Annotated in this window: 23 protein-coding genes and 1 pseudogene; 6 read left to right on the top strand and 18 right to left on the bottom strand. The window is 72.1% G+C overall.

What is annotated here, in order from left to right:
* Positions 1-33: 33 nt before the first annotated feature.
* A complete protein-coding gene (locus tag ACFYXA_RS27870; protein WP_389037758.1) occupies positions 34-1101 on the bottom strand; it encodes a MerR family transcriptional regulator in 1068 nt (355 codons plus the stop codon).
* A gap of 149 nt (positions 1102-1250) precedes the next feature.
* On the opposite strand from ACFYXA_RS27870, the gene ACFYXA_RS27865 reads away from it, so the two are divergent.
* Positions 1251-2189 (top strand): SDR family oxidoreductase, encoded by a 939-nt coding sequence (locus tag ACFYXA_RS27865; protein WP_389037755.1) that lies wholly within the window; start codon positions 1251-1253, stop codon positions 2187-2189.
* 45 nt (positions 2190-2234) lie between these two features.
* On the opposite strand, the gene ACFYXA_RS27860 is transcribed toward ACFYXA_RS27865, so the two are convergent.
* The 4 genes from ACFYXA_RS27860 to ACFYXA_RS27845 all read right to left on the bottom strand — a co-directional run bounded on the left by ACFYXA_RS27860 (position 2235) and on the right by ACFYXA_RS27845 (position 7223).
* On the bottom strand, positions 2235-2735 hold the full coding sequence (locus ACFYXA_RS27860; RefSeq protein ID WP_389037752.1) for a hypothetical protein: 501 nt from the start codon (positions 2733-2735) through the stop codon (positions 2235-2237).
* A 93-nt stretch (positions 2736-2828) separates the two neighbouring features.
* Positions 2829-3815, bottom strand: a complete 987-nt coding sequence (locus ACFYXA_RS27855; protein ID WP_389037748.1) for an aldo/keto reductase — start codon at positions 3813-3815, stop codon at positions 2829-2831.
* A gap of 401 nt (positions 3816-4216) precedes the next feature.
* The gene (locus tag ACFYXA_RS27850) at positions 4217-6433 is read right to left on the bottom strand and encodes a trypsin-like serine protease (RefSeq protein ID WP_389037745.1); all 2217 of its coding nucleotides are present in this window, start codon (positions 6431-6433) and stop codon (positions 4217-4219) included.
* Between the two features lie 334 nt (positions 6434-6767).
* Entirely contained in the window at positions 6768-7223 is a 456-nt protein-coding gene (locus ACFYXA_RS27845; protein ID WP_389037742.1) for a MarR family winged helix-turn-helix transcriptional regulator, read from the bottom strand.
* A 71-nt stretch (positions 7224-7294) separates the two neighbouring features.
* Here ACFYXA_RS27845 and ACFYXA_RS27840 point away from each other — a divergent pair, with 71 nt between their 5' ends.
* On the top strand, positions 7295-8122 hold the full coding sequence (locus tag ACFYXA_RS27840) for an alpha/beta fold hydrolase (protein ID WP_389037738.1): 828 nt from the start codon (positions 7295-7297) through the stop codon (positions 8120-8122).
* Between the two features lie 24 nt (positions 8123-8146).
* On the opposite strand, the gene ACFYXA_RS27835 is transcribed toward ACFYXA_RS27840, so the two are convergent.
* From ACFYXA_RS27835 to ACFYXA_RS27825, 3 genes are all read right to left on the bottom strand, one after another.
* A complete protein-coding gene (locus ACFYXA_RS27835; RefSeq protein ID WP_389037735.1) occupies positions 8147-8764 on the bottom strand; it encodes a TOPRIM nucleotidyl transferase/hydrolase domain-containing protein in 618 nt (205 codons plus the stop codon).
* A 70-nt stretch (positions 8765-8834) separates the two neighbouring features.
* Positions 8835-9404: a DUF308 domain-containing protein gene (locus ACFYXA_RS27830; RefSeq protein ID WP_352245720.1), complete on the bottom strand. Its 570-nt coding sequence runs from the start codon at positions 9402-9404 to the stop codon at positions 8835-8837.
* Between the two features lie 185 nt (positions 9405-9589).
* Positions 9590-10171, bottom strand: a complete 582-nt coding sequence (locus ACFYXA_RS27825) for a DUF3618 domain-containing protein (protein ID WP_389037731.1) — start codon at positions 10169-10171, stop codon at positions 9590-9592.
* A gap of 214 nt (positions 10172-10385) precedes the next feature.
* On the opposite strand from ACFYXA_RS27825, the gene ACFYXA_RS27820 reads away from it, so the two are divergent.
* The gene (locus ACFYXA_RS27820; protein ID WP_389037728.1) at positions 10386-11375 is read left to right on the top strand and encodes a magnesium and cobalt transport protein CorA; all 990 of its coding nucleotides are present in this window, start codon (positions 10386-10388) and stop codon (positions 11373-11375) included.
* Here ACFYXA_RS27820 and ACFYXA_RS27815 read toward each other — a convergent pair.
* A complete protein-coding gene (locus tag ACFYXA_RS27815) occupies positions 11342-11503 on the bottom strand; it encodes a hypothetical protein (protein WP_389038293.1) in 162 nt (53 codons plus the stop codon). The two genes, ACFYXA_RS27820 and ACFYXA_RS27815, sit on opposite strands and share 34 nt — an antisense overlap.
* 53 nt (positions 11504-11556) lie before the next feature.
* Between ACFYXA_RS27815 and ACFYXA_RS27810 the strand changes: the two genes are divergently transcribed.
* Positions 11557-12423, top strand: coding sequence for an alpha/beta hydrolase (locus ACFYXA_RS27810; RefSeq protein WP_352245717.1), 867 nt, complete (start codon positions 11557-11559; stop codon positions 12421-12423).
* A gap of 13 nt (positions 12424-12436) precedes the next feature.
* Here the strand turns inward: ACFYXA_RS27810 and ACFYXA_RS27805 are convergent, their stop codons facing one another.
* On the bottom strand, positions 12437-12766 hold the full coding sequence (locus tag ACFYXA_RS27805; protein ID WP_352245716.1) for a helix-turn-helix domain-containing protein: 330 nt from the start codon (positions 12764-12766) through the stop codon (positions 12437-12439).
* Positions 12767-12872: 106 nt separating this feature from the next.
* Between ACFYXA_RS27805 and ACFYXA_RS27800 the strand changes: the two genes are divergently transcribed.
* Positions 12873-13277 carry an STAS domain-containing protein gene (locus tag ACFYXA_RS27800; protein WP_352245715.1) on the top strand — a complete coding sequence of 135 codons (405 nt, stop codon included), beginning with the start codon at positions 12873-12875 and terminating at the stop codon, positions 13275-13277.
* Between the two features lie 15 nt (positions 13278-13292).
* On the opposite strand, the pseudogene ACFYXA_RS27795 reads toward ACFYXA_RS27800, so the two are convergent.
* Both ACFYXA_RS27795 and ACFYXA_RS27790 read right to left on the bottom strand, forming a co-directional pair.
* A pseudogene (locus ACFYXA_RS27795) lies at positions 13293-13721 on the bottom strand (nuclear transport factor 2 family protein); the annotation flags it as partial.
* 75 nt (positions 13722-13796) lie between these two features.
* The gene (locus ACFYXA_RS27790; RefSeq protein ID WP_389037724.1) at positions 13797-14177 is read right to left on the bottom strand and encodes a hypothetical protein; all 381 of its coding nucleotides are present in this window, start codon (positions 14175-14177) and stop codon (positions 13797-13799) included.
* A gap of 218 nt (positions 14178-14395) precedes the next feature.
* On the opposite strand from ACFYXA_RS27790, the gene ACFYXA_RS27785 reads away from it, so the two are divergent.
* Complete coding sequence (locus tag ACFYXA_RS27785) at positions 14396-15286, top strand: N,N-dimethylformamidase beta subunit family domain-containing protein (protein WP_389037721.1); 891 nt, start codon at positions 14396-14398, stop codon at positions 15284-15286.
* On the opposite strand, the gene ACFYXA_RS27780 is transcribed toward ACFYXA_RS27785, so the two are convergent.
* From ACFYXA_RS27780 to ACFYXA_RS27755, 6 genes are all read right to left on the bottom strand, one after another.
* On the bottom strand, positions 15267-16451 hold the full coding sequence (locus tag ACFYXA_RS27780) for a hypothetical protein (protein WP_389037718.1): 1185 nt from the start codon (positions 16449-16451) through the stop codon (positions 15267-15269). The two genes, ACFYXA_RS27785 and ACFYXA_RS27780, sit on opposite strands and share 20 nt — an antisense overlap.
* A 135-nt stretch (positions 16452-16586) precedes the next feature.
* Positions 16587-18896 (bottom strand): FdhF/YdeP family oxidoreductase, encoded by a 2310-nt coding sequence (locus tag ACFYXA_RS27775; RefSeq protein ID WP_389037715.1) that lies wholly within the window; start codon positions 18894-18896, stop codon positions 16587-16589.
* A 43-nt stretch (positions 18897-18939) separates the two neighbouring features.
* Entirely contained in the window at positions 18940-19458 is a 519-nt protein-coding gene (locus ACFYXA_RS27770) for an SRPBCC family protein (protein WP_389037712.1), read from the bottom strand.
* A 785-nt stretch (positions 19459-20243) separates the two neighbouring features.
* Positions 20244-20591 carry a MerR family transcriptional regulator gene (locus tag ACFYXA_RS27765; protein WP_352245708.1) on the bottom strand — a complete coding sequence of 116 codons (348 nt, stop codon included), beginning with the start codon at positions 20589-20591 and terminating at the stop codon, positions 20244-20246.
* Between the two features lie 19 nt (positions 20592-20610).
* Positions 20611-21549, bottom strand: coding sequence for an aldo/keto reductase (locus tag ACFYXA_RS27760; protein WP_352245707.1), 939 nt, complete (start codon positions 21547-21549; stop codon positions 20611-20613).
* A gap of 50 nt (positions 21550-21599) precedes the next feature.
* Positions 21600-24197 (bottom strand): SpoIIE family protein phosphatase, encoded by a 2598-nt coding sequence (locus tag ACFYXA_RS27755; protein ID WP_389037707.1) that lies wholly within the window; start codon positions 24195-24197, stop codon positions 21600-21602.
* Between the last annotated feature and the right edge of the window lie 25 nt (positions 24198-24222).

Genomic DNA, 24222 nt, shown 5'->3' with positions numbered 1-24222 from the left:
AAGGGTCGGGTCGCGTTCAGGTCGAACCCTCAGTCAGTCCTCCAGCCGGACCGGCATCAGGATCGAGAAGGCGTCCGCGTCGTCCAGCCGGCGGAGGGCGATCGGCGCGTCGGGGGCGCCGAGCTCCAGAACCAGTCGGTCCCGGCCCCCTGCGGCCAGGGCGTCCAGCAGGTACCGGCGGTTGACGGCGACGCGGTCCGGGTCTTCGGCACCGTCGGCGCAGAGGGCCACCGTGCCGCCGCTCTCCACCTTGAGCACGCTGAGCTCGGGCGCGCCGGCCTCCGTCGTGCGGACGGGGCCGTTCTCCAGGGCCTCGCGGAAGGCCGCCACTTCGACGACGGCGCGACGCCCGTCGGCCTGGGGGAGGAGACGACGGTAGTCGGGGAAGTCATGGTCGAGCCACTGACCGGACGCCTGCCGGTCCCCGGCCTCCAGGGTCACGCGGCCGTCGTCCACGGAGAGCCGCACGCGCTCCTCGCCGTCCAGCAGCGCCCGCATCGCGTCGGCGAGCGGACTGGGCACGATGGCCTGCACCCGGCCGCCGTCGTGCCCGGTGACACCGGCCCGCGCGACGGCCATCCGGTACCGGTCGGTGGCCACGACGTGCAGGCTCCCGCCCTCGACGTCGAACAGGACCCCGCCGAGCATCGGCAGCTCAGGGTCGGTGCCGGCAGCGAAGCGGACCGTGTCCAGCGCGGCCGCCAGCTCGGACGCGGCGACGGACAGGCCGACGGCGGCGGTACGGAGCTTGGTCATCACGTTCTCCCGGTGATCGAGTAGTGCTCGGAGCGCGGAGAACTCGCTGCGGGCGTCGGACAGCCCCTGTTCGAGGCGGCGCAGATGCGCCTTGAGCAGTTCCCGGACCAGACCGGCGTCCGCCCCGGACCAACTCGCCAGCACCAGCCGGATGTCCGGCAACGGCATCCCGGCCCGGCGCAGACGGGCCAGCAGCCGCGCCTCTTCGAGCTGCCCCGGTTCGTACCAGCGATAGGCGCTCACCGGATCCACCCAGGCCGGCACCAGCACCCCGGCCCGGTCGTAGAACCGCAGAGCGCTCACCCCCAGGCCGCTGTCACGGGCCATCTCACCGATGCTGCGCATGTCGTTCTCCACACCCGGAACTCTGACCCCTGCACAAGGTCGAGGGTCAACCCGCCCCCGCAGCGCCCCATACGACCGACCGAGAAGCGCTGGTGCCCCGGCGCGGTGTGCGAGAGGCTGATGGCCGGTGCACAAAGGAGAGGACCTCGATGGAACCGGTGACCGACACATCGACCACCCCCGACCTCCGCGGGAAGATCGCCCTGGTAGCCGGTGCCACCCGGGGTGCCGGTCGGGGGATCGCCGTGCAGCTCGGCGCGGCGGGGGCGACGGTGTACGTCACCGGGCGCACCACTCCCGGGCACCGGTCGGAGTACGACCGGCCCGAGACGATCGAGGAGGCCGCCGAACTCGTCACCGCCGCGGGCGGTACCGGCATCGCGGTGCCGACCGACCACCTGGTGCCCGAGCAGGTCCGCGCGCTGGCCGAGCGCGTCGACGCCGAGCAGGGGCGCCTCGACGTGCTCGTCAACAACGGCTGGGGCGGTGAGCGGCTGTTCGCGTTCGACAAGCCGGTGTGGGAGCACGACCTCGACGACGGGCTGCGGCTGCTCCGGCTGGGCGTGGAGACCCACGCGATCACCAGCCACTTCCTGCTTCCGCTGCTCGTGCGGCGGCCGGGCGGCCTCGTGGTCGAGATGACCGACGGCACGGCCGCCTACAACGCGGCGAACTACCGCAACTCCTACTTCTACGACCTGGTCAAGAACTCCGTGCTGCGCATGGCGTTCGTGCTCGCCCACGAGGTCGAGCCGCACGGCGGGACGGCGGTGGCGCTCACCCCGGGCTGGCTGCGCTCGGAGATGATGCTCGAGGCGTTCGGCGTCACCGAGGAGAACTGGCGCGACGCGCTGACGACGGTGCCGCACTTCTGTATCTCGGAGAGCCCGGCGTACGTCGGACGCGCGGTCGCGGCACTCGCCGGCGACGCCGACGTCGCCCGCTGGAACGGCCGTTCCCTCGACAGCGGGCAACTGGCCCGCGAGTACGGCTTCACGGACCTCGACGGCTCACGCCCGGACTGCTGGCGCTACCTGGTCGAGGTCGCCGACGCCGGCAAACCGGCGGACGCGACCGGATACCGGTGACGAACGGCGACGCGAGCGCGCCGCGCTGCCCTCGGCCCGGGGCGCTCACCGTCGCACGTTCCCGGCCCGCCGCAGGATCCCGTGCACGTCCTCCTCGAACCGCAGCCGTCGCACGACCATGCACCGGTAGCGGATGGAGAACGAGAACGTGGAACGGGACCCCGTACGGTGTTCGACATCGACCCTCACCGCCGTGTCCAGCCTGGGCAGTTGCCCGAACAGGAGCGGGAGCACCCATCCCCACGAGCGGGTGTCGATCGCGTCTCCGTAGACGAGGGCGGCGCACCGGTTCGTCCCCAGCTGGGCATGCAGGGCGCCGCCGAAAGAACGCGCGGACCGCGGACCGTCCCAGTCGACATGCTGACTCAGTTCGCCGGCGTCCGCCCGCACCGCGACGCGGTCGTCGCCGTCGCGGAGCGTGAGCCACTGCACCTGGACGCCCCTGCGGCGGGTCCACGCCCTGGGAGCGCCCCGCACAGCCGCCTCGAGCAGACGGATCACGTCGGCCCGCACATCAGGCGCGAGCGAGCCGAGCCGATCCAGCATCGCCTCACCCTGACCCGTCATACACGCCCCCCGCAGTGTGATCCGACCGGCGGCAGAGTAACCCACGCAACCGTGCGCCGCGTCGCGGCGGGCTCAGCGGCCCACGAAGGTCAGGCTTGTCGCGTCGTAACGGGTGCCGGCTACCTGGTCGTTCGGGGCGGCGGCCTCGATGGCGGTGATGTCGTCGGCGGACAGCTCGACCGTCAGCGCGGTGAGGTTCTCCTCCAGGTACCGCTGCCGCCGGGTGCCGGGGATCGGCACCACGTCGTCGCCCCGGTGCTGCACCCAGGCCAGGGCCAGCTGGCCGGCGGTCACACCCTTGGCCTCGGCCAGCTCGGTCAGCCGGGCCACGATCGCCAGGTTGCGCTGGAGGTTGCCGTCGGCGAAGCGCGGCTGGCTTCGCCGCATGTCGTTCTCGGCCATGCCCTCGAGCGAGCGGTAGCGGCCGGTGAGGAAGCCGCGCCCGAGCGGGGAGAACGGGACGACGCCGATGCCGAGTTCGCGGCAGACGGGGACGACTTCCGCCTCGAGATCGCGAGTCCACAGCGACCACTCGCTCTGCAGCGCGGCGATCGGATGCACGGCGTGCGCCCGGCGGATCGTGGCCGCGCCGGCCTCGGAGAGGCCGAGGTGGCGGACCTTGCCGGCCTGCACCAACTCGGCCATGGCGCCCACGGTTTCCTCGATCGGCACCTGCGGGTCGACCCTGTGCTGGTAGTAGAGGTCGATGTGGTCGACGCCGAGACGGCGAAGCGACGCCTCGCACGCCTGCCGCACGTACTCGGCGTCCCCGCGGATCGCGGTGGGCTCGCCCAGCCGGTTGGCGAAGCCGAACTTCGTGGCCAGCACCACGTCGTCCCGGCGTCCGGCGATGGCCCGTCCGATCAACTCCTCGTTGTGGCCATGGCCGTAGAAGTCGGAGGTGTCCAGGAGGCTGACCCCCAGGTCGAGGGCGTGGCGCAGCGTCGCGATCGACTCGGCGTCGTCCGCGTCGCCGTAGGCGTGGCTCATGCCCATGCAGCCCAGGCCCTGGGCGGAGACGGTCAGTTCGCCGAGGCGCCGGGTGGGAATTGCTGTCATGCTGCTGTCTCCAGAGCTCGTCGTCGGAAGGTCTGCCCAAGACGCTAGGTATTGGAGCGCACTCCATGTCAACCAGCGCCGGACCGGCGGCGCGACCGCACCCGCGAGTGCGTGATGCGTGCCCTCGCTCTGTGCATCCGGCCGCGCCGGCATCTTCGAGCGCAACGCACCGGAGACACGACAGCGTCTACGCCGGACGAGGTGGCCACGGCCTGCCTGCCACCGGCGGCTGACACGCCCGCTCCGCCCCGACCGGCCGCCGGTTCCGGGACACACGGGCCGGCGTCGGCCGAGGTGCCGTGCTGTGGCCGGGGCGAGCGGGAGCCGCCGAAGTCCCTGGGCGGGCTCCGACGGCTCCCACGCACGCAACGGGCGCGTGCCCGCTGCCTGATGTGCCGCGTCTACCGTGCCGCGTGGCCGAAGCGGACGCCGACGGCAGGGAGGCCACCGGAGCCGGGCTGGTAGGTGGTGACAGCGGCGATCGTGCCACCGGGGGTCACGTTCGACATCGGCAGGGCGTACAGGGCGCCGTGGGCGCTCGGACCGTACGGCATGCCGACGTACAGCATGGTGCCGGTGAAGTGGATGCTCGTGCCGACGTACTGGTTGGCGCCCGGGGTCCCCGGGATGCCGTCCCCGTCACCCGGCTCCAGCCACTTGTCGTTGGCGCCCGGCGCCCCCAGGAGCGAGAAGGTGCTGATGGCACCCGCGTTCGCCGCCGTACCGGTCTTTTCGTCCGGGACGCCGACGGCCATCCTCAGCGTCGCCGCCGTACTCACCGCGCGCGGCGCGGTGTTCACGGCGGTCACGGTCGCACCGAAGCGGTCGCCTGCCTCGGCGCTGCCGGACACGTCGTCGTCGGCGGTGCCCGTCGTGTAGGAGTTGAGCTGGGTGTACGTGCCCGCGGCGGTGACACGGAAGGTCTGAACGGTCCCCGTGTCGGCCTTGGTCGCGCCGGCGATGGGGAGGTCCTCACCGGGTGAGCCGACCGCGAGGACGGATTCGGTGGCGGCCGCCGCGCCCGACGGGCGGTAGGGGACCAGAGCCAGGGACGTGCCGAACTGGTCACCGGCCTCGGCGGTGTCGGAGACCGTGTCCAGGTCCTGGTCGAGCCCGAACCGCGGGGTCGGCCTGTTCTCGGCGTTCAGCTTGTTGGGGTCAAAGACCGCCAGGTTGCCCGCGTTCGCGTTCGAACCGATGGCCTCGCCGGGTGCCCCGATGACGATGTGGTTGGCGTCGGCCGCCACCGCGCCGCCGAAGCCGTCGTTGGCCTCCGCCGCACCCGGCACGTCCAGGCTGTCCTGATGGATGGAGACGTTGGTGGTGCCGTGGACGTAGAACGCCTGTCCCGCCTTTGTGAGGGAGCCCAGGGCCTCGCCCGGCTCACCGATCACCACGAAGGGTTCGCCTGCGGCGGTGGTGCCGGCGGCGAGGGCGTGGCCGAGGCGGTCGCCGTTCTCGTTCGAGGATGCGCCCAGCGAGCCGGAGCCGGCGCCCTGCTGGAAGTTGGTGTCCTTCTTGACACCCGTGCCGAGACCGCCCGGGGCACCGTGCAGAATGTCGACCATGCCGGTGTCAGTGGCGCTGCCGAGGTCCTCGGCGGGGGTGCCGACCACCAGGTCGGTGCAGCCGTCCTCGTCGTAGTCGACGGTGGCGAGCGCCTCACCGAACCAGTCGCCGGCCTCGGAGGCGTCCGCCACCCAGCCGAGGTCTTGGGTGATCTCGGCGGTGCCTTTGCCGCCGCCGTACACGACTCGGACGAGACCGGCGTCGGCGTCGGCACCGACGGTCGCCTTGGGGTCGGCGATCGCGATGTCCTCGACGCCGTCGCAGTTGAAGTCGGTGACGCGGGTCGTCCCGACCTTGCCGTTCACCCAGGAAGCAAGATCGTCGACGCGGGCGGTGATGGCGCCGGTGCTGGTCACGGTCGCGTCGATGCCGAAGCAACCTCCCTGGTAGGAGCGGCTGTTGAGGGCGACCAGCTGGTGGGTGCCGCCAGCCGCGCGCACCACGGGGCCGCCGCTGTCGCCCATGCAGGCGGCAGCGCCGTCCTTGCCGGTGACCGTGGCCGTGGTGGCGGTCGAGGAGTCCACCGAGAACGCGCCGGTGTGCAGCCTCAGGGGTGCCCATTCGGTCTTGGTACGGCCGTACCCGGCGAACTGAAGCTCTTCGCCCGCGGTGGGCGCGGCGGTGGCCAGGGCGATGGGGGCGACGTTGGTGACCGGCCGGTTCAGGCGGGCCAGGACGACGTCGCGATCGGTACGCGGGACGAGCTCGACGACCGTCCGCACGGCGCCGTCCGCGCCGGAGAGGTCGGAGCGCCCGATGATCGCGGTCGTCTGCAGTGCCGGCTTGCCGGCGGGCACGGCGAGGCTCGTCGCCGGGTTGTCGACGAAGCAGCTTGCCGCGGTGAGCAGCCACTCGGCGTCGACCAGGGTGCCGGAGCAGCCGCGGGTGCTGCCGCCGACGTTCAGCTGCGCGGTGTAGGAGTAGGCGGGGTCACCGGAGGTGACGGGCTTACCGGCCACGGCGGAGGCGGGAGCGGCGCACAGCGCGACCGGGACCGATATTAAGACCGCGGCGAGCGCGGACAGACGTAGGGGTCTGGTGTGTGGCATCGACATTTCCTCGGTGAGGGATTCGCCGCATCCGGTGCGTTCCGGAAGCAGCTGTTGCATCTGCGTGAACTGATGCTTGCGGTGATGATTTCCACGAGCATATAACTACGCTCCTGTTCGTCCGCGCTCTCGCCGACTGCGGCCAAGTCGTCCTCGAAGACGTTGATTTCAGCAGCCCGCCGGGGGTCCGGATCAACCCGCTCGCGCAGCTCGGTCCCGCCTCATGATCCCCGCCAACGCCTTCGGTGACGCACTGTGTCACGGGTCAACCGCACAGGTCCGCGTGAAGAAGACCGAGTACCGCCTGTCGTGGTCGCCGTCGGCCCGCCCCCCGTCACTCCGAGCGCGCCCGTCCGGCCGATTCCAGCGTCGCGGCCAGGAAACGGCGAACCGTCTCCAGCTCGCCCGCGTCGAACCCCTCCGCGACCTCCACCACCCCGCCGATCACCGGCCCGAAGAAGGCCCATCCGAGTTCCTTGGCCCTGTCCTCCACCTCCAGCAGCACGCGTCGCCGGTCGGCCGTGTCCCTGCTGCGGCGGACCAGGCCGAGCCGCTCCAGCCGGTCCACCAGGGCGGTCGTCCCGGCCGAGTTCAGACGCAGTTGCTCGCCCAGCCACCCGGGCGTGGCCCGCGTGCCGTCCCGCGCGGCGTCGAGGAGATGGATCAGCGCCCGCACATCGGTGGGATGCAGGCCGTGCCGCCCGGCGAACTCGGCTCCGAGGAGGTCGAACTCCACGGTGATCGCTCGCAGCAGGTGGACCAGCCCCATCGCCGGGCTCTGCTCGTCCATGCGTACTCCCTGTCGGCTCAGGCCTATTATCTCGCTGAACGAGAGTATCGCTGAGCGAGAGGAATACGCCCGTGTCCCTGCCCGCCTTCGACCGCGCCTACGACGAACTGCTCGCGCGCTGGCCCGAGTCCACCGAGGAGCGCGACGTCCCCACGCCGTACGGGCGCACCCGGGTCCATGTGTACGGCCCGCCGGACGGCAGCCCCTTGGTGCTGCTCCCCGGCGGTTCCGCCACCGGCCTCGTCTGGTTCGCCAACGCGCCGGCCCTGGGGGAGCGGCACCGGGTGTACGCGGTCGATCTGGCGGGAGACGCGGGCCGCACCGAACGCCGGGGCGCGGCGCTGAGGAACGCCGACGACATGACGGCCTGGCTGGACGCGCTGCTGGACGGGCTCGGGCTCGCCCGCATCCACCTGTGCGGCCACTCGTACGGCGCCTGGCTCGCCGCCAGGTACGCCCTGCACGCGCCGCAGCGGGTCGACCGCCTCGCCCTCGTCGACCCCACCCAGATCTTCGCCGGATTCCGCCTCGGCTACCTGCTCCGCGCGCTGCCCACCCTGCTCCGCCCGACCGAGGCACGCGCCCGCGCCTTTCTGGCCTGGGAGACGGCCGGCACCCACCCCGACGAGACATGGCAGCGTCTCCACGCGCTGGCCGCCACCGTCCCCGACCGCAAGTTCGTCACCGGCGGCCGCCCCAGGACCGCGGGCCTGAGCATGCCGGTCCTGGTCCTGCTCGGTGAGCGCAGCCGCGCCCACGACGTCGCGAAGGTCGCCGACCGGGCCCGCCGGACTCTCCCGCAGGGCGAGGTGGCGTTGCTTCCCGGAGCGACCCACCACTCCCTGCCGCTCACCGACCCGAAACGGCTGAACGACCTGCTGACGGACTTCCTGAGCTGACCCCCTGGCACCGGCGCCTGCGTGTCACAGGCCGGCGAACAGGCCGTCGAGCGGGACCGGAACGCGGTCGGGTTCGAGCGCCTCGACGAGGACCCGGCCGTAATGGATCTTGCGGCCCTTCTTCGTGCCGAAGAAACGCCTGAACTGCCGCTGCGGCGAACGGCCTTGCTGAGCGGGCTGGCGCAGGAAGGTCCGCAGGGGACGCATGTCCCCTTCCTGCTCGACGAGTTCCGCCACCCGCGCCACGCCCAACGCGCGGATCAGTTCGTCCTCCAGGTCCGCCGCACAGACGAAGAAGCCCTCCTGCGGGGCGCCGGCCTGCTCGAAACCCCGGGCGTAGTAGGGGCGTTCGGCCTCGTCGCACAGTCCGGTGAGACGGAGCCCCAGGCCGGGCGCACCGAGGAGCCGGGCGTAGCGTCCCACGCTCATCGCACCGCCGATCGACAGGACGCAGACCCCTTCGGCCGCCAGGTCCCTGCCGCGTCTTCCCGCCAGCGCTTCGACCGCGGCGACGTCGCTGAGCCCTTCGAGCAGCACGACCGTCCGGACGGGCAGGCGAGCGGCCAGTTCTTCCGCGGGACCGCCGGGGCCGCCCGCCGCCCACGCCGTGACCGCGTCCCGGAACGCCCCCATGTCATCCATGGGGCGAGTCTCGGACAGCCACGGCCGGAGCGCGAGGCATTTTCGCCCGGTGCTGGACTCCCCAGGGCCCTCAGGCGTGCCGGGCGTGCCTGGCGTGGCGGGCCGGGGAGCCCGCGCCGGCGTCGTTGTGCAGCCGCCAGGCCGCTGCCAGCACCAGCGCGCCGGAGATCAGCGCGCAGACGCCGGTGACCTGCGCGATGGCGACGGCTCCCGCGTCGGGCCGGGCCCAGACGAGGATCCCGGCGATCACCGAGGCGGCGCCGGCCAGGAACAGGACGCCCTCATGGTGCAGTTCACGGCGGAAGCGCACCGCCGCCCAGATCTCCGCGACGCCGGTGACGACGGCCCACGCGCCGACCAGGCCGGCCAGTGCGAGTGCGGTCACCCCCGGCCAGGCCAGGCTGATCAGACCGGCCGTGACGCCCAGGACCCCTCCGACGGCGTGTACCAGGCGGTGCCTCCTGTCGCCGTCCCTGCGGAAGGCGCTGGCCAGCCACGTCACGCCGTCGACCAGCGCGTAGGCGCCGAACAGCAGGGCGAGCGCCAGCGCCGTCACCTCCGGCCACACCAGAGCCATCACCGCGAACGACAGGGCCGCCGCCCCTCGCAGGGCCAGCATCCACGTCAGCTGACGTCGCACTCCTTCATCCCTTCTCCGGTCGGACAGGTTCCTCTCGCGCCCTGCGAGTGCACTCCCGTGACCGGCCGAAACACGATGCAGTGTCGTACGGGAAAGGACGGGAGGGGCGCCGGCATCCGTGTGCCGGCACCCCTCCGCCGTCGTGTCGGCCGATCCGGGCCAGGGTCTTCGAGTCCTGCGTCGGCTCACCCCTGGCGGCGGCGCCGGACGATCCACGTCACGACGGCGACCCCGGCGCCGGTCAGCAGCAGGCCCCGCTTGTCCCGGGCCACTCGCGCCCCCTGAGCCGTGCGGTCCCGCAGCGGCTCGGGCGCCTTGTCCTCCCACAGCCGGCCGGCCCGGGCGGCCGCGACCCGGGCCTGCCCGGCGGCCCCGACGGCCTTGTCCCGCACCGGGTCGGGCAGCTTCCCCTCGATCCGTCCGGCGGCCTCAGCCGCCCTGACCTTCAACTCGCCGGCCTTGAGGACAGTCTGCTCCTTCAGTTCCCAGGCCTTGAGGACGGTCTGCTCCTTCAGCTCCCCGGCCTTGAGCACGGTCTGCTCCTTCAGCTCCCCGGCCTTGGCCGCGGTCTCCTCCATCAGAACGCCTGCCCGGACGGCGACCTCGTCCTTCTTCTCGACCGCGCTCTCCTTCGCGCGGGCCTTCACGTCGGTCTCGGCCGCGAGCGCCTCGACCGTCCGGCCGAGCTCCTCGCGGGTGTGCTCGGCCTGCTCGCGCAGCTCCTCGGGGCCGGCGGCGGTGGGCTCGTCGTGGGGCGGCTGGGTCATCGCTGTGTGCTCTCCTCGATCTCGGCCACATCGGCCTTCCCGTTTCTCGACCCGGGCCGCTCCGACGTGCGCGGTGCGGCCCGGGTCGACCTGCTCTCCCGCTCATAGCCGTCACCGCGCCGATCACATCAGGACCGTTGTGAAGATCCGGTGACCGCCGGGTCGTGTGCGGACACCAGGCATGGATCGCGGAGACGGAAGCATCCGAGAAGGCATGGAGTGTGCGATCTACCGAGAGCAGACGGGCGAGCGCGAGAACGTCGCCGCCCGGCAGGAGGACGGGGGATGCGAAAGCGTCCTGGACCGCTTGGCGGAGCTGAAACCTGACGAGTTCGCCTGGATCAGGCTGGACGACCCCCGCGAGGACGAGTTGCAGCGGCTGGGGAAGCACCTGAAGCTGCATCCTCTGGCGATCGAGGACGCCGTCCAGGCGCACCAGCGACCCAAGCAGGAACGCTACGGCGACGTCCTGGCCGTCGCGGTGAAGACGCTGTGGTTCGTCGAGCGGACCGCCGAGGTGGAGACCGGCGAGGTGATGATCTTCCTGGGCCGGTCCTTCGCGCTGACCGTGCGGCACGGCGCGCTCGACCCGACGGTGGAGGCGGCACGCCGGCTGGAAGAAGCCCCGCAGATGGCGGGGCTCGGACCCGTGAGCGTCCTGCACGCGGTCACCGACGTGATCGTCGACGCCTACGCGGAGGCCGCGGCGCAGGTCCGCACCGATCTCACCGAGCTGGAACGGTGCGTGTTCTCACCCGCCCGCGACGACCTCACGGAGCAGATCTACTCGCTCAAGCGGGAGGTGGTCGAGTTCCGCGACGCCGTTCAGCCCCTCGTGCCCGTCGTCCAGCACCTCACCGCGCCCTCCGACGACTGGCCGCGGCAGATGGCGCCGTACTTCCGCGACGTCCTCGACCACCTCACCCGCACCGACACCGAGGTCCGCGCCCTGGACGACCTGCTCGGCTCCGTCCTCGACGCCCACCTGGCGAAGGTCGGCACCTGGCAGAACGACGACATGCGCCGCATCAGCGCCTGGGCCGCCATCCTGGCCGTACCCACCCTCGTCGCCGGCGTCTACGGCATGAACTTCGCCCACATGCCCGAACTGGACTGGCGCTACGGCTACCCGTGCGCGCTGGCCGTGATGGCCCTCGGCGCGGGACTGCTCTACCGGGCCTTCCGCCGCAACGGCTGGCTGTGACCACGGCTGCTCGCCGGACCGGTGACGGTCTCCCCGTCGCCCGCGCTGACCAGCCCCGTCCCGTAGGCGACGACGACCGCCCGGACACGGTCACGCAGACCGGGCTCGGCGAGGATCCGCTGCCGCATGGACCTCGAGTTCCAGGGCACGGGAACTGCGACGTCCGGAACGGGGAGGCTGTGTGTTCGAGGGCTTCGAGCTGACGCGATGCGAAGGGGACGGGGCCCGGTTACGGGTCCGCCACGGCGGCAGCGGTCCCGCGGTGTTGCTGCTGCACGGCCACCCGCGTACGCACGTGACCTGGCACCGGGTCGCCCCGCTGCTGGCCTCGGCCGGCCACACGGTGGTCTGCCCGGACCTGCGGGGCTACGGCGAGTCCGACAAGCCCGCGTCCGACCCTGAGCACCGTCCGTACTCCAAGCGCGCCATGGCCGGCGACTGTCTCGCGGTCATGCGCCGCCTCGGGCACGAACGGTTCGCCGTCGTCGGACACGACCGGGGCGCGTACGTGGCCACTCGCCTCGCCCTGGACCACCCGCAGGCCGTGTCCGCCGTCAGCGTGCTGGACGCCGTGCCCATCGGTGAGGCGCTCAGGCGATGCGATGCGACGTTCGCCGCGAGCTGGTGGCACTGGTTCTTCCTCGGACAGACCGACAAGCCCGCCGAACGCGTGATCAACGCCGACCCCGACGCCTGGTACAAGGCCACTCCCGAGCAGATGGGCGCCGAGGCGTACGAGGACTACCGGCGGGCGATCCACGACCCGGCCACCGTGCACGCCATGTGCGAGGACTACCGTGCCGGCCTCGGCGTCGACCGGGAGCACGACGACGCCGACCAGCGTGCCGGCCGGCGCATCGGCTGCCCGTTGCAGGTGCTGTGGGCCACCCGTGACGACATGGCCGACCTCTACGGCGATGTGCTGAGCGTCTGGCGCGCATGGGCGGGCGGCTCGCTCGACGGGCGCCCGATCGTCTCCGGACACCACATGGCCGAAGAGGCGCCCGAGGCACTCGCCACCGCTCTGCTCGGCTTCTGGCGTCGGTGATCGCCGAGTGCCGCTACGGGGCGACCGGCGTCCCGACGCGCTCGGTCTCGGCCCGCGCGAGGAGGGAGAGAAGGGAGGCCACCGACAGCCCGGCCTCGGCCGGGTGGCGCAGCACCTTGTCCGGCTCTATGCGGTAGCTGTTCGTGCGCCCGTCCCGGGTGCGCGAGAGGTAACCGCCCTGTTCGAGGTCGGAGATGATCCGCGCGACGGCGCGCTCGGTGAGCCGGCAGCGCGCGGCGATGTCACGGATACGGACGTTCGGGTTGTCGGCGATGACCGCCAGTACGCGCGCGTGGTTGGTGATGAACGTCCATCCGGCATGGGATTCGGGCACGGCAACCATGCCCGGCATTTTAGGGGGCGCCGTTGCGGAACTCCGATACATGACATACTTTTCATGCAACAGACGACATGATCCCGCGAGGGAGAGCCACCGAAGGAGTGCGAAGGTGCCCTGCGACGAGGCCGTCACGCCGACGCTCATGAGCCGCACCGGCGGGAAGCCGTCGCCCGACCAGGACACCGTGGACGCCGCGCGGGCCCCTTCGGTGGTTCAGCACGCGACGAGCGGGGCCTGGGTCGTCTCCGCGCGGGGCGCCTACGACATGGACTCGATCACGCCGCTGGCGGACGCCCTGGAAACCGCGGCCGGGAAGCACCCCAAGGTGGTCCTGGACGCCTCCGGCGTCACCTTCGCGGACTCGGCCTTCCTCAACATGCTGATCCGCGCCCACCAGGCGGGCCCCCTGCGCGTGGTCGCGCCGTCACGACAGCTTCAGCGGCTCTTCGAGGTCACCGGAGTCGACACCGTCCTCGAGGTCCGCGGCACGGTCGCCGACGCCGCCCTCTCCTGACCGGCCCTCGCTCACGTCGAACGCCCGGGCCACGGCGAGACTGTCCTCGTAGACGTGGTGCCGCGTCACCAGGCCCTCCCGGAACGTGAGGTGCAGGGCGAACCGGGCACGGTAGGCGCGCCCGGTGGACCGCGCCGTCTGCCGGATCTCGCCGAACACGACCGCGTCGTCGCCGTCGACGAGGACGCGCTCGATCTCGGTGGCGGCCTGCCCGGGCAGGTGGTGCTCGGCGAGCTCGCGGAAGTGGTCGGCCGCGTCCGCGCGGGTCGCCCGGTGCCGGATCCACGGCGTGGCGGCCCGGCCGTGTTCGGCCTCCGGCCAGTCCAGCCTCCAGTCGACCTTCTCGGCGTACAACGCCGCGATGCTCGCGGGATCCCCCTCGCCGATGCGGCGCAGCAGTTCTCCGACGGCAGCCCGGGTGGCTGCGGATGTAGCTGTGGACACGACTCACTCCGATCCGGCATCAGGTGTGCTCGGCGCGGCGTACGCCTCGGCGAGCGGGCAAGGGCGTGCGGGGCGTCAGCAGTCCGGGTTCGACGAGATGCGGACGCCGTCCACGAGGCGCTGCGGCTCGTCGTTGATGAAGGACTTGTGGCCGCCGTTCTCGACGCAGTACACCTTGCCGTCGGTCATGTGCAGGTAGACCACGTCGTCACGGCGCGTGTTGCGGACGAAGTCGCTCCCTCTGGACCCGGTCAGCCACTGCCAGCCGCTCGTGACGTCCCGGAAGCGGCCGCTGATGGTGGCGGCCGGATAGTCGGCGGGGTCCCTCTGGTAGAAGCACACGTACGGGTAGGGGCACGTCTCCTCGGCTGAGGCCGGCGGCGCCAGCGCGACCGTGCCCGCCGCCATGAGAAGTGCTCCACCCAGCGCCGCAGTGACCCTGCTGCGAAGTCCCATCGCCCACTCCTTCGTATGCGTGTCCGAGAACGACAAGCGACGATGACACCACATGATCGCGTTCACGGCCAGCCCGCCCGGTTCAGGCAACTTCACTGCATCGTAGGCGACTTGATGGACCATCATGACAACGGGCGGTGAACTGTGCAAAGGCGGGGCTGCGCACCGGACCGCCGTACGATGATCGCTCCATGACAACCGGGCCCGGAGGTCGACCCATGGGGGAGCTGTCCCGACGTACGGTGCTGAGCGCCGCCGGAGCGGGAGCCGTCGCCGTCGGAGGAAGCCGCCCGGCGGCGGCCGCCGAGCGGGCCCGTCCGCCCGCCGTCCCGCGGACCGGCGACAACCCCGTCGTGCGGGAGAACCGGGCCCCCGGCTCCCACGCCTGGACCCCCGGCCACGGTGAGACCTGCGGCGTCGACCCGGGACGCCCCGAGATCCAGGGGCAGGCGACGACGGTCTCCGTCGCCCCCGGCGAGACCCTGGGCCTGCGCCTGGCCACCCGCACGGCCCGCGCCTGCACGGTGGAGGTCTACCGGCTCGGCCACTACGGCGGCGTGCGCGCCCGCCACCTCCTCACCGCCGACGGCGTCCCCGTCGACCGGCCCTGGAGGGCGACGGTCCCCGGGGCCTGGGTGTCCGGCGTCTTCCTCACCGTCCTCACCACCGCCGAAGGCCGCCGCGCCTACGCCCCCTTCGTCGTGCGGGAGCCCGCCCGCCCGTCCGACGTCCTGCTGGTCGTGCCGCTGAACGCGGCCCACCGCCCGTACGCCGGGCTCGGCCTGCCCGAGGACTTCGGCACGGACACGAGCGCGTCGAGGTGGCTGGAGGAAGCGGGCTACGACGTCACGTACGCGACCGAGGGGGACCTGCGCGAAGGCCGCGTCGACCCCGCCCGGTACCGGGCCGTCGTCCTTCCCGGCGGCGCCGGCGACGTCCGCTGGTCCCGGCAGGCGCGTGCCGTGCTGGACCGCACGCCCCGACGCCTGTTCCTGCCCAGGACGTCGACGCTGAGCGAGCCCGGCCATGCCGACGAGGAGGCTCGGCGGACGGCGGCCGAGCGGCTCGACCGCCTCCTGACGGCCCCGGTCAGCACACCCACAGGCTGACGTCCCCGCCGATCCACCCCTTCAGGCTGCGCTCGTCCCACACGCTCACCTTGCCGTCGGCCGCGACCTCCAGCCGCACCGCCATCGTGTCCGTCGTGACGGCCTGCCCGCTCACCACGCCGAGCAGCCGCTGCGTCCGGTCGGGCCGGGCCCGCAGCGGCAGCTGGAACAGCGTCTCGCCCTGCGCCCAGGCCGTGCCGTCCACCTTGGCCAGCGAGAAGTGCACGAAGACCTGGTCGCCGGCGAGCCGGTACTGGGGGACGTAGTTGTCGCTGTTCGGCTTGTACAGCGCGGTGTTGTAGGGGATCGGCACCCACGGGTCGGTGCCCGGGTGCGGGAACCGCGCGAGGTTGAGGTTGCGCACCCCGGCGTCGGTCCGCGCGCCGATGCCGAAGGCCACGGTCGCGGCCGGGTCGCCGGGGCTGTTGCCGAAGACGCACATGCCCTCGGGCTCCCGGAAGGGCAGGCCGGGGAAGGCGGTGACGTGCTGCGACTGGAGCACCGTCCCGGAGGCCCAGTCCGTGCACGTCACCGTCACGTTGTCCTGCGCCTGGTCGCCGTACAGGTGGTACACGTGGTCGCCCAGACTCGTGTACCCCTGGAGCGTCTTGCCCGACGCGCCGTAGGACAGCTTCTGCAGCGGAGTGAACGTTCCGGCAGCGGCGGCGGCCAGATCGTAGCGGTCGATGCCGCCGGTCGCCTGAGGGGAGGCGACGTTGTTCGACTGCCAGCGGTAGACCAGCTGCCGCCGGGTCGGGTCGATCGTCGCCGACACCCTGTACACGCCCGTGCGCGGGGTGCGCACCACGGACGGGTCGGAGGCGTCGGCGGTCCCGTTCGGCACGTACGGGATCCGGGCGACGGCCGTCGCCCAGCCGCCGCTGGGCACGGCGTCGGTCCACAGACGGATCCCGGCCGCGTCGCGTTCGACGCCCAGGTTCGCCCCGTGCCCCGCCCGGCTGATGGACATCCTGTCCAGCAGCGTCCCGTCGGCGGTGAGCCGCGAGACGGTGACCCGGTCCAGGTCACCCGGCGTGCCGTCGGGCTGGCACACGTACCAGAGCTGGTCCGAGGACTCCCAGTACACCGACTGCGCGAGGCTGGCGGCGGAGGCGAGGGTGGCGCCCGCGAGGAGCGGGGGAGTGACGGCGGCGAGCTTGATCAAAGGACGGCCTTCTGTGTGGGACGGCGACGGCGCCGGCTGCCGCAGCCGGTGCGACCGCCGCCGACGAGGTCGCCGAGGAGGAGAGGAACGCCGGTCCGGCGCACCCGACTCCACCCCCCGACAGCCGAGTTGATCTCACATCATAGGCTCGGGCGGAACAGCGCGCGGCTCCAGACGGACCACGATCGCCTTGTACGCCGGCTGGTTGCTCTTCTCGGCCACGCTGTCCAGGGGCGCCAGCACATTGGTCTCCGGGTAGTACGCGGCGGCGCAACCGCGAGCCGTCGGGTACGGGACCACCCGGAAGTCCTCGGCCCGGCGCTCCACCTCGTCGTCCCAGACGCCGACCAGGTCGACGTTCTGGCCCGCCGCCAGGCCGAGTGCGGCCACGTCGTCGGGGTGGACGAGCACCACCCGGCGGCTTCCGCTGATACCCCGGTAGCGGTCCTCCGACGTGTACGGGACGGTGTTCCACTGGTCGTGGGAGCGCAGGGTCTGCAGCAGCAGATGCCCCTCGGGCGCTTGCAGCACCTCGCACACGTTGCGGGTGAACAGCGCCCGGCCGACCGCGTTGGAGTACACGCCCTCGTTGACCGGGTTGGTCAGCTGGATGCCACCGGGACGGATCACCCGCCGGTTGTAGTCGTGCAGCCCCGGGACGATGCGCGCGATGCGGTCGCGGATCGCGCCGTAGTCGGCCTCGAACTCCTCCCAGGGGATGCCGGATTCGCCGCCGAGGGTGCGGCGGGCCAGCCGGCTGAGGATCGCGACCTCGCTGAGCAGCAGAGGAGAGGCCGGCCGCAGCCGCCCGCGGGAGGTGTGCACCTCGCTCATCGAGTTCTCCACGGTGACGAACTGCTCCCCGCTGGCCTGCACGTCCCGCTCGGTGCGGCCCAGCGTGGGCAGGATCAGCGCGCTCTCGCCGCACACCGTGTGGGACCGGTTGAGCTTGGTGGAGATGTGGGCGGTCAGCCGGCACCTGCGCACCGCCTGTTCGGTGACCGCGCTGTCCGGGGCGGCGCGGACGAAATTGCCGGCCAGGCCGAGGAAGAACCTGACGCGTCCCTTGCGCATCGCCCTGATCGCGTTCACCGAGTCCAGTCCGTGAGCGCGCGGGGGGTCGAAGCCGAACTCCCGCTGCAGCGCGTCGAGGAACGAGTCCGGCATCTGTTCCCAGATGCCCATCGTGCGGTCGCCCTGCACATTGCTGTGCCCGCGAACCGGACAGGGGCCGGTGCCGGCCCTGCCGACGTTCCCGCGCAGCAGCAGGAAGTTGACGATCTCCCGGACGGTGGGCACGGCGTGCTTGTGCTGGGTGATCCCCATGGCCCAGCACACGACGACGCGGTCGCTGCGCAGCACCTCGTCACGGGTCTGCTCGATCTCCTCGCGGGTCAGGCCGGTCGAGGCGAGGATGTCCCCCCAGTCGACCCCGCGGACGTGCGCCGCGAACTCCTCGAAGCCGGCGGTGTCGGTGCGGATGAAGTCACGGTCCAGGACCTCGCCCGGCCGGGCGTCCTCCGCCTCCAGCAGCAGCCGGTTGATCCCCTGGAACAGGGCCAGGTCGCCGCCGCTGCGGATGTGCAGGAACCGGTCGGCGATCTGCACGCCGGGCCCGATCACCCCGCGGGGCGTCTGCGGGTTCCTGAACCGCCGCAGCCCGGCCTCCGGCAGCGGATTGACGGCGATGACGCGCGCGCCGTTCCGCTTGGCCTCCTCCAGGGCCGACAGCTGCCGGGGATGGTTCGACCCGGGGTTCTGCCCCACCAGGAAGATCAGGTCGGCGTGGTGCAGGTCGTGGAGGCTGACCGTCCCCTTGCCCGTGCCCAGCGTCTCGTGCAGGGCGTAGCCGCTGGACTCGTGGCACATGTTGCTGCAGTCCGGCAGGTTGTTCGTGCCCAGCGCACGGGCGAACAACTGCAGCGTGAACGCGGCCTCGTTGCCGGCCCGGCCCGAGGTGTAGAACACGGCCTCGTCGGGGGAGTCCAGCGCGGTCAGCTCCTCGGCCATCAGCCCGAAGGCGTCGTTCCAGCTGATCGGCTCGTAGAAGTCCGAGCCCGGCCGCTTGACCATCGGCTCGGTCAGCCGGCCCTGCTGGTTCAGCCAGCCGTCGGACCGCCCGGCCAGCTCGGAGACCGGGTGTTCGCGGAAGAAGTCGGCGGTGACGCGCCGCGTCGTCGCCTCGTCGTTGATGTGCTTGGCGCCGTTCTCGCAGTACTCGTTGCGGTGCCGGCGGCCGGGGGCGGGATCCGCCCAGGCGCAGCCGGGGCAGTCGATGCCGTCCACCTGGTTCATGGTCAGCAGCGTCTCTCCCGCGCGCCGCGCCGACGTCTGCCGCAGGGAGTACTCCAGCGCGTGCGCCACCGCGGGCACGCCCGCGGCCCAGGCCTTCGGCTCGGTCACCGTCAGCGCCTCGTCCGGCTCCTCGTCGGGCCTCTTCTTCATGAGAACGCCTCTCGTTCACGCTGCCCCGGGGCGGGGGAGGGGATCAGCCGACGGGCCAGCACGGCACTCCGCTCACCTTGCGGTCCGTCTCCGCGCGCCGCGGACGGCCGCCCCGGACGGCTCCCCGCCAGGCCCCGCTCTCCTGTCCCAGCCCCTCGATGTACTCCTTGAAACGCTCCAGCTCCCCGCGCACGACCCGGCCGGCGAGCCCCGGAACCACGGCGAGCACACCGGCCGCACCGCGCGCCGCGATGTCCATCCGGACGGTGACCCTCGTCCCGCCTCGCTCCGTGGGCCGGAAGGACACCTCGCCCCGGTGGGCGGGGCGCCGGCCGAGACCGCGCCAGACCAGGTGGGAATCGGGCTCCTGCTCCACGATCTCGGCCGTGAAATCACCGTGCAGCGGTCCTGCGGCGATCGTCCACGACGTGAGGGCCGGCTTGATCTGCTCGACCTTCCTCACGCTGCGCATGAACCGGGGGAAGCTCTCGAACTGCGTCCACTGGTTGTACGCGGTACGCACCGGGACCGCGATCTCGACCGTTTCCTCAACGCTGCTCATGGCCCACCCGTCGTCAGCAGCCGTGCGTCCGGCGTCCGGTCACACGGCGTTCGCCGCACGGCCCGCCCACGGCAGTGCCACCGACTACCCCGCCCACCGGCCCCCTAACCCCGGTTTTGTGACGAAAGCGGGCAGGAACTGTTCACCCTCGGGACGGATGAGTTGGGCCTCCACGCGCGGCTGTACCCTCCACTAGGCATCCCGCCGCCCAGACAGAGAGCAGATTGCGCCTTGTACCAGGAGACCCCCATTTTCAGCCGTCTGGTCGCCGAGCGCGGCGACGTGCCCGCCGAGGTGCGCGGTGAAGCCGAACGCATACACCGCGACCTGGCCCACGTCATGCGCCAGTCGTCCACATCCCACCTGGGCGCACCGCAGCACACCTCGGGTCCTGGGGCTCCGCGCGCGATCCTGTAAGGCCTGATTCGCCGCATCGGTCAGCCCCCCTGACATGGGCGGCACGACCCCGCCCGGCCGGAGGGCGCGTACGGCGGGCAGCCGGGCCGAGGTGTACTCGAAGGCGCCCTGGTGGGGCGCCGGCGGGTGCCAGGGGCGCGGCCGGGGGTGGTCGTCGCGCAGGACGCCCTCCGGGACGACCCCGGTCGCGGGCACCGGCGAGACCTCGCCCGGGTGGGCGAGGCACGCCCACACCCCGCTGTCCAGCGGCACCACCGGCCCCGCGTCGCCCGGCGGACGCCAGGTCGCTCCCGTGAGGGGGGTTTCCTCAGAGCGAACTCTTCGACACGAACCAGTTCACGGAGGCGGCCGCCGCGGAGACTCACTGGTCAGCTGTAGTAGTCGATCTTCTCTTCGAGGACCTCCATCGCCCGGCGAAGTGCCGACGCCCGCTGCTCCAGCGCGGCATGACGGTCACGGAGGAAGGCGACCCGGTCCTCGGGGGAGTGCTCGGAGCGCAGGATGGCGACGAACCCCTTGAGATCGGCGATGCCGAGGCCTGCCTCGCGCAAGCACGTGACCAGGCCGATCCAGAACACGTCGTCCTCGGTGTACTGCCTGTGCCCGCCGGCCGAGCGCGGGATCGGGCCGATGAGACCTTCGCGCTCGTAGTAGCGCAGCGTGTCGAGGGAGACGCCGGTGCGTTCGGCGGCCGCTGCCGGGGTGAGGGTGGCCATGGAACTCCTTGTGTGACCGCTACCGCGCTTCGGCGAAGCGCGCCAGGTGTGCGTCGCCGAGCCGCAGCCGGCGTGCGGCGAGCGCCTGCTCGATCTGCTCCGGCCGGCTGGCGCCGACGATGGGATCGATCCCCTGGCGCATCAGCCACGCGAGGACGACCTGGTTCCTCGTCGCCGAGAGCTCGCCGGCGACATCGCCCAGGACCGCGAGCACCCGGGCCGTACCGGGATGATCATAGGTTTCCGGAAGGGGCTTGTCCGCGCGTTCGTACGATCCCCACATCAGCGAGCTGTACGACCACACGGCGAGCCCCTCCGACCGCGCGTAGTCCAGGTCCTCGTCGGCGAGCATGCGGTGACCGGCCTCCGCGAGCGGGGTGAGGGGGCGCGGCCGCACGAGCGAGTGGCGCAGTTGCAGCGCCGTCCACGGCTCCACGCCCCGCTGCCGCGCCAGTGACCGGGCGCGCTCGACGCGCCAGGCGGCATGGTTCGCCGCCCCGACCCGCAGGGCCAGCCCCTTGGCGACCAGCTCGCCGAAGGCGCCGACCGTCTCCTCCAGCGGCACGTCACGGTCCTCGGCGTGGGCCCACAGCAGGTCGACGTGATCGACTCCGAGGCGCTCGAGGCTCCCCTCCACACCGGCGTGGACCGCGCGGGCGGAGAGGCCTTCTGCGCTGTGCGGCCACGAGTGGGGGGTGAGCGGGTTCTGCCGGACCTTCGTCGCGATCCGCACCGACTCGCGCACGCCCGGACGGGCCCGCAGCCACGCGCCGATGACGCGTTCGCTGGCGCCGCCGACGCCACTGGGATCGGCCCAGAAGGAATAGCAGTTCGCGGTGTCCAGCCAGACACCGCCGCCGGCGACGAAGGAGTCGAGGACCGCGAAAGCCCGCTCGGGGGCGACACGAGTGCCGAAGTCCATTGTCCCCAGGACGACTTGGGGGTCGTTGGTGTTCATGCCCCCCATGCTCGGATCTGGAGCGCGCTCCAGGTCAAGAGAGCGGTTCCTCAGTCGTCCGGCAGCGCCGTCTCGGCCCAGATCACCTTGCCCTGCGGGGTGTACCGGGTTCCCCAGCGCTCGGTCAGCTGGGACACCAGGAACAGGCCCCGGCCGCCCTCGTCGGTCGTCGCGGCGTACCGCAGATGGGGCGAGGTGCTGCTCCCGTCGGACACCTCGCAGATCAGCGTGCGGTCGAGGACGAGCCTGACGTGGATCGGCTCGCAGCCGTAGCGGACGGCGTTGGTGACGAGCTCGCTCAGCACCAGTTCCATGCCGAAGCCCAGCTCGGACAGTCCCCACGCGTCGAGCTGTTCGGTGGCCGCGGCGCGCACCCCGGCCACGGCGGCCGGATCGGGCGGCACGTCCCACTCGGCGATCCGGTCCGCAGGCAGCGCGTGGGTGCGGGCGATGAGCAGGGCCACGTCGTCCGTGGGACGTCCGGGCAGCAGCGAGTCCAGCACGGCCTTGCAGCTCTCCTCCGGCGTGCGCTCGGGGTGGCCCGCCAGCGCTTTGCGCAACAGCTCCATTCCCTCGTCGAGGTCGCGGGTGCGGTCCTCGATGAGACCGTCGGTGTACAGGACGAGCTGCGAGCCTTCGGCGATGTCCAGCTCGGCCGCCTGGAAGGGCATCCCGCCCAGGCCCAGCGGCGGCCCGGACGGCAGGTCGGGGAAGGTGACACTCCCGTCGGGACGCACCAGCGCGGGGGCCAGGTGCCCCGCGCGCGCCATGGTGCAGCGGCACGTCGCGGGGTCGTAGATCGCGTACAGGCAGGTGGCGCCGACGACGGCGGCCGGACTCTCCGTGCACGCCTCGTCCTGGTCGATACGCCCGACCAGGTCGTCCAGGTGGCTCAGCAGCTCGTCGGGCGGCAGATCGAGCGTGGAGAAGTTGTGCACCGCGGTCCGCAGCCGCCCCATCGTCGCGGCGGCGTGCAACCCGTGGCCGACCACGTCGCCGACGACCAGTGCCACCCGGCCGCCCGGCAGCGGGATCACGTCGAACCAGTCCCCGCTGACGCCCGACTGAGCCGGAAGGTAGCGGTAGCCGACGTCGAGGGCGCTCTGCTCGGGCAGGCCGCGCGGCAGCAGACTGCGCTGGAGGGTGACGGCGAGGGCGTGCTCGCGCGTGTACCGGCGGGCGTTGTCGATGCTGACCGCGGCGCGCACCACCAGTTCCTCGGCGAGCGACAGCTCCTCCTGGTCGAAGGGGGCGTGCTCCTCGGAGCGCCAGAAGTTGACCATGCCCAGCACGACACCGCGGGCCCGGATGGGAGCCGAGATGAGCGAATGGATGCCGTACTCCAGGATCTGTTCCGTGCGCTCCGGGTCCTGCCGGTGCCAGCCCGTCGCCGTGGACAGGTCGGTCACCAGTTCCGAGCGGCCGGTGCCGTAGCCGCGCGCCTGAGGCGTGGACGGTATGAAGTCGATCAACCGGTCCCTCTCGTAGAGGGGATGATCGTCGCGGATACCGCACACGGCGACGCGGCGCATGTTCTTGGCGGTGGCCGCCGGTTCCTCGCCGTGGAGCACGGCGTCGGCCAGGTCCACGGTGACGAAGTCGGCGAAACGGGGGACGGCGATCGCGGCGAGTTCGTCGGCCGTGCGCACCACGTCCAGGGTGGTCCCGATGCCCAGCCCGGCGTCGTAGAGCAGTTTCAGCCGCTCACCCGTGATCTGGGCCCTGCCGGACACGGCCCGCAGCTCTGTGGAGTCGCGCAGCGTCACCACGGTGCCCTTCGGGCCTCCGTCGCGGTCCGTGGGTCTCTGGTTGACCACCAGCAGCCGCGGCCCGGCGAGGTGCACCTCGTCCGTGGCCTCGCGTCCGGAGGCGAGCAGGGACGCCATCTCCGGCTCGAGACCCGGCATCTGGGTCACATGCCGGCCCTCGGCATCCGGGGGCAGCTCCAGCAGCCGCCTGGCCTCGTCGTTCGCCAGCAGCAGCCGCCCCTCGCCGGTGACGATGAGCACCCCTTCGCGCACCGAGTGCAGCACCGCGTCGTGGTGCTCGTACATGCGGGTCATCTCGTTCGGCGCGAGACTGTGGGTCTGCCGTCGCAGCCGCCGGCTCACCAGCACCGTCGCCGCTGTGGCCGCCCCGAGGGCGACCGCCCCGGCGGTGAGGATGATGGGTATCTGCCGGTCCACCAGACCGGTCACGTTCTTGACCTTCAGCCCGGCGGAGACGAGGGCCACCACCTGGCCCCGGGCGTCCCGCACGGGCACCGTCGCCTGGACTTCTTTCCCGAGGGGGCCGCGCACGCTCTCGGTGTAGACCTTCCCGGCGAGCGACGGCTCGATCTCCCCCACGAACCGCTTCCCGATCCGGTCCGGCATGGGATGCGTGTAGCGGATCCCGTGCGTGTCCATGACCACGACGAAGTCGACGCCGGCGGACTTGCGGCCGGCCTCGGTCAGCGGCTGGAGGACTTTCGCGGGATCGGGGCCGCGCAGGGCGGGCAGCAGGCCCGGCGAGTGCGCGAAGGTCTGCGCGACGGCCACGGAACGCCGTTCCGCTTCGGCGCTCGTGCCCCGCCGTGACTGCAGGACGAGAGCGAGGACGGCGAACGCCACGAGCAGCACGACCAGCGCCACTTGCAGGAGGAACATCTGCCCAGCGACGCTGAGCGCGTTC

Source organism: Streptomyces sp. NPDC002566 (assembly GCF_042889585.1).
In the GTDB taxonomy this organism is placed as follows: Bacteria; Actinomycetota; Actinomycetes; order Streptomycetales; family Streptomycetaceae; genus Streptomyces.
This window is presented reverse-complemented; position numbering and strand designations above follow the sequence as displayed.